Origin of the sequence: Dyadobacter sp. (assembly GCF_051859145.1) — a bacterium.
Classification (GTDB): Bacteria; Bacteroidota; Bacteroidia; order Cytophagales; family Spirosomataceae; genus Dyadobacter.
Map to the genome: position 1 here is coordinate 1 of NZ_JBHYGF010000320.1, position 4968 is coordinate 4968.

The 4968-nt window shown below is 48.3% G+C and carries 6 protein-coding genes; 4 read left to right on the forward strand and 2 right to left on the reverse strand.

Annotated features, from left to right (window positions below; genetic code table 11):
• Positions 1-781, forward strand: a 781-nt coding sequence (locus ACTIE6_RS17355) for a hypothetical protein (protein ID WP_439557843.1), incomplete at its 5' end; no start/stop codon positions are given.
• Positions 778-1113: a DUF6984 family protein gene (locus ACTIE6_RS17360; protein ID WP_439557844.1), complete on the forward strand. Its 336-nt coding sequence runs from the start codon at positions 778-780 to the stop codon at positions 1111-1113. The genes ACTIE6_RS17355 and ACTIE6_RS17360, both read left to right, overlap by 4 nt.
• A gap of 3 nt (positions 1114-1116) precedes the next feature.
• Here ACTIE6_RS17360 and ACTIE6_RS17365 read toward each other — a convergent pair whose 3' ends face one another.
• Together ACTIE6_RS17365 and arfB are read right to left on the reverse strand one after the other, a co-directional pair.
• Positions 1117-2358 (reverse strand): MFS transporter, encoded by a 1242-nt coding sequence (locus ACTIE6_RS17365; protein ID WP_439557845.1) that lies wholly within the window; start codon positions 2356-2358, stop codon positions 1117-1119.
• Between the two features lie 21 nt (positions 2359-2379).
• The gene (gene arfB, locus ACTIE6_RS17370; RefSeq protein WP_439557846.1) at positions 2380-2787 is read right to left on the reverse strand and encodes an alternative ribosome rescue aminoacyl-tRNA hydrolase ArfB; all 408 of its coding nucleotides are present in this window, start codon (positions 2785-2787) and stop codon (positions 2380-2382) included.
• Positions 2788-2918: 131 nt separating this feature from the next.
• Here arfB and ACTIE6_RS17375 point away from each other — a divergent pair, with 131 nt between their 5' ends.
• Both ACTIE6_RS17375 and ACTIE6_RS17380 read left to right on the forward strand, forming a co-directional pair.
• Entirely contained in the window at positions 2919-4328 is a 1410-nt protein-coding gene (locus ACTIE6_RS17375) for a DUF6600 domain-containing protein (protein WP_439557847.1), read from the forward strand.
• Between the two features lie 110 nt (positions 4329-4438).
• Positions 4439-4968, forward strand: a 530-nt coding sequence (locus tag ACTIE6_RS17380) for a GntR family transcriptional regulator (RefSeq protein ID WP_439557848.1), incomplete at its 3' end; no start/stop codon positions are given.

The window sequence follows — 4968 nt, forward strand, 5'->3', positions numbered from 1 at the left end:
TGGTTTTTCTTTGCTTGCAGCCCTGTTTGTATTTCTTGCCAAAAGAAGACAAGTCCGCTTCCCTCAGGCCCGTGCGAGCAATGAAGCTTACAACATTACCATTATCCTCACAGTTGCCATTGCCGTCACTTACTGGACGCGCAGCTTCGCCGATGCGCAAAGCAACTACGCCCTGCCACTGCTGATTGCCGCGGTTGTTTATGGCGGAATAGCTGTTCTATTACGCTCAACCCTGCTTTGGACGGTGATGATTATTTCACTTGCAGGCTGGTGGGGCGCACAAACGCATTACTGGTCGAAGGGAAGTTTCCGCTTCCTGGGCATGAACTACCCGCTGCGAATGACCGTTTTTGGACTTGCAATCTGGGGATCTTCTTTTTTGTTAAGACGCTCCGGCCCAATGAAGTTTTTACATGAAGTCACTTACAGCATTGGCCTTTTTCTCTTTCTGGTCGCAGCCTGGACACTCTCGATCTTTGGAAACTATGACGATTGGGAAGGATGGAAACTACTCAAACAGGGCCATTTCTGGTATTGGGCTGCTGCATTTACATTGATGCTGGCGGGAATGCTTTATTATGCATTTCAAAAAAGGCTGGACGTACTACGCGATTTATGCCTGATATTCTTTTTGCTTAATATTTACACCCGCTACTTCGAATATTTCTGGGACCGTACCAACAAAGGCATTTTCTTTGCGATACTCGCGCTTTCATTCTGGTTTGTAGGAAGAAAGGCTGAACAGTGGCGCAGTAAAACCATTTCTACCCCCACTAAATGAGACAGATCCGCCAAAACGAAAAAGAGCTTATTGCATTTTTGCTGAGACAAATCAACCTCAATCCCGATGATTTTCCGCTTAATGAAAACGTTGATGAATACGAAGGCGGCGTAATGGGAAGTATAAGCCTCGGCGGCAATGTGGATGCTTATGCAGGTGACCTGGTTCAGGCTGAATATGTAGACGAAGACGGAACTCCCGTTGTGATCACGCTCACAAAAGATGAAAACGGGCAATTACTCGACCTGGATTTCTGGAAAACAGATTTTTCAAAGCTGCTTGTATACCCGACTCCGGACAAGCTCATTTTTGGTACTCCGACAGCTCAGTAAGGATTATAGTTCTTCGTAATCGAGCTCTTTGCCGTAAGTTTCCTCCATTTTCCAGAGCGATAATAAAGCCAGGCTAAAACAAATTACACCTACGATTGCGCCTGAATGCAGGACGCCTGCCGAAGGTTTCAGTAGCTGGAACAAAGGCAGTGTGATCAGGACCGTAGCGCGTACATTGTTCGCTACTGATGTAGTAGCAGTAGCCCTCAAATTGGTTCCAAATTGCTCCGCAGTCGTAGTCAGGAACATCGCAATGTATCCGATCGAAAATCCTAGCCAGACGTAGCAGACATAAAGTACTTCGGCAGACTTTATCCCGCCATAAAGCAGCCAGCCAACTCCCGCCAGCGTCATGGTTAGCATCACCAGAATAGCTTTTCGCCTGGATCTCAGCCACTGACTCAAAATCCCGCTGAAAAAATCACCGGTTACTACACCAATGTAAGTGTACAGCACGCAAGTACCTGCCTGTACTTCCTCCGCAATCCCCAGCGCCTTTGCAAATTCATTACCGAATGTGGAGTAAATGCCGATTACCATGTAAGTAGGCAGCCCGATCCCCATGCAGCGCAGGTAACGGACAAACCGCGACCAGCTTGTAAACAATGTCCACCAGGGTACGCGGCTGCCTCCGCGCTTTTCCAGGCTTTTATTAAAAACAGAAGATTCGAGCACATTAAACCGCAGTACCAGCAAAACCAGCCCCATTCCCCCGCCGATGAAATAAGCGGTTCGCCAGTCGGTCAGCTTTACGGCAAAGAATGCGGCAATTGCGCCGGCCAGTCCGACACTTGCTACCACCGAGGCACCGTATCCCCTGAGTTCGCGCGGCAAAATCTCGGCTATCAATGTGATACCAGCGCCCAGTTCGCCCGCCAGACCCAGTCCGGCAATGAAGCGAAGCAGCGCGTACATTTCTATATTGTGGGTAAATCCGCAGGCAATGTTGGCCAGCGAGTAAGTGAGTATAGACCCGAAAAGTACCGAGCGCCTGCCCATTTTATCACCCAAGATCCCCCACATAAATCCGCCGATCAGCAGCCCGGCCTGCTGCCAGTTATAGATGTTGGCACCGATGCGGGAGATTTCCTCTTCGCTCAATCCGAGCTCTTTCAGACTTGGAACGCGGACAATGTTAAACAGCAACAAATCATAAACATCCACGAAATAGCCCAGCGAAGCTACAATCACGGGCAATGTAAATACAGCGCCTATTTTAGGTTTAGAAACAGGAATGGAATGCATTATTGGTTTACCGGATCAAGCTTAATCTTCAAAAGTTTTCTTCCGCAGCGATTTCACAATTGCATTGCGCTGCTTGTCTTTCAATCTTTCCTGCCTGGAAGCAGCAGTGGGTTTGGTAGGTTTCCGGCTTTTCTGAACTGTAAATGCCTGTTTGATCAATTCATTAAACTTCGCAACAACTTTCTCTTTGTTAGCCAGTTGCGAGCGTTCAGTCTGATGGTATAATACCAGTACTTTATCGTTCGTTAACTTGGAAGCCAACTTTTCAATGAGTTTTTGTTTCTGCTCTTCAGTCAGTACCGATGAGTTCAGTACATTAAACCTCAGTTCAACCTTTGTTTCGACTTTGTTCACGTTCTGTCCACCCGCGCCCCCGCTCCGGGCAGTCTGGAATGTCAGCTCTGAATGTAGTGTGTCAGGATTTATCATTATTTGGCGGAGAAATATTGTTAACGCTTGTTAATGTTGGATATAGAAAGAGGTACAGGATTAAACCGGTAGTGAAAACTGATGTCCAAGAAACGATTTTTAGAAACAGAAAACAATTTAAACATACAGCCATGAGCACCACGCGCATACTTCGGATTCTCGGCCTGGTCATTTTAATGTCAGGCGGTGTTACGGTGTCCAACAAAACCCAGGCACAACCGGGAGTAAGCATTTCATTTCAAACGTTTTACGAAGAACTGTCGCCCTATGGAAGGTGGGAGCGCAATCCGCAGTTTGGGTCCATTTGGGTGCCCGACGTACCAAGAGGTTTTCAACCCTACTCTACCAATGGATATTGGGAAGTTACCGAATATGGCAACACCTGGGTATCCGATTACGACTGGGGCTGGGCGCCGTTCCACTATGGCCGCTGGTCTTACGACGATTACGTGGGCTGGTTTTGGGTACCTGATTATGAATGGGGACCGGCCTGGGTAAACTGGCGCTCGGGCGGCGGCTATTACGGCTGGGCTCCGCTTGGACCTGGGGTGAATATCAATGTGTCAGTGAACATTCCTTCCTTCTGGTGGGTGTTTGTGCCACAACGTTACGTCACTTACCGCAACTGGTACAACTACTGCCCGCCGCGCCGGAGAGTTACCAACGTTTATAACCAAACCGTGATCATCAACAATTATTACCGCAGCAACAACCGCACTTATGTGTACGGACCTCGCCGTGATGAGATTGAGCGTGTAACAAGAAGAAGCGTACCTGTGCGCACAATCGATGCAACGCCTAGCGGCCGCGGTAGGGTGATCGTAGCCGGGAACAGCAGAGGTGACAACCGGTACGACTCACTTGGCGACGATCGGAATGCAAGATATGAACCCACCCGCCGCGGGTCTGTCATTGATGCCAGCCGGAATGGACGGAGTAATAATGATAATAGCAGCAGGGATCGTGGGAATGGTGATTTTGATAGAAATGACCGAATCAGCAGTGGTCGGGTAAACGAAAATACTGATCGTCGCGATGAACGCTATAACAATGGATGGATCAGCGAAAATTCGGATCGTGGTTACCGTAGCCCCGGTGAACGGACTTCCGGCGATCGGACTCCCGGCGATCGAAATCCTAGCGACCGAAATCCCGGAGAACGGACTCCCGGCTACCGTATGGACAATGCGCCGCGGAATCCGGTAGAGGCTCCTGATAATATGAGAAGAGGCCGCACGAGGGAAGCTGAGCCGTCGTTTCCTTCTGACAACCGTAGCAATAACCGGTACGAAGCGCCCCGTCAGCCCGATCGCAGCAGCAGGGAGGCTAATCCTGGATATGGATCCGAAAGAAGCGCCAGACCAAGCAGATCCAATGACGCGCCAGTTTATTCCAACCCTGGCGGACGCGGATCTTACGAAGCGCCGCAGCGCCAGGAACGGCAGGAAAGAAGTGCTCCCGAGCCAAGAAGTAATGGTCGTTCTTCCCAGGAAAGTGGCTCGCGTGGTGCTTCTGAAAGAAGCGGAAGAGGCCCGAGATAAGTGGTGTTAGTGTAATTGAAAACCCGTCAGAATCATAGATTTTGACGGGTTTTTTCTATTGGATGCAGGATAAAATCGTTACTTTTAGCCTACTCTAAACCCACTTTTTAATGGAAATACAATTTGACATTGAATTCAAAGAAAGTGCCCCCAAGTACATCCAGATCATCAAATCCCTCTTGCAGGCAATCAGCAAAGGCAAGCTGAAAAGAGGCGACAAAATCCCTTCCATTAACCAGCTCAGCGAGGAATACCTGCTCTCGCGGGATACTGTTGAAAAAGCTTACAAACACCTGATTAAAGACGGCGTACTGATTTCAGTTCGTGGAAAAGGCTATTTTATCAACCGCGTGGATATTGAAACATCCGTCCGGATTTTATTGGTATTTAACAAAATCAGCAACTACAAAAAGCAGGTTTATAATGCATTTGTGGAAAACCTGGGAAAGAATGTAAATGTGGATCTGCATATCCACCACTCGAATGCGAATATCTTCCGAAATCTGATCAAGAATAGTCTGGGTGAGTACGATTATTACGTGATCATGCCACATTTCTACGAAAAAGCAGAAGATGCCATTGAAACACTTAAAATGATCCCGCCGGAAAAGCTGATCTTACTTGACAGGGATCTGGAGCT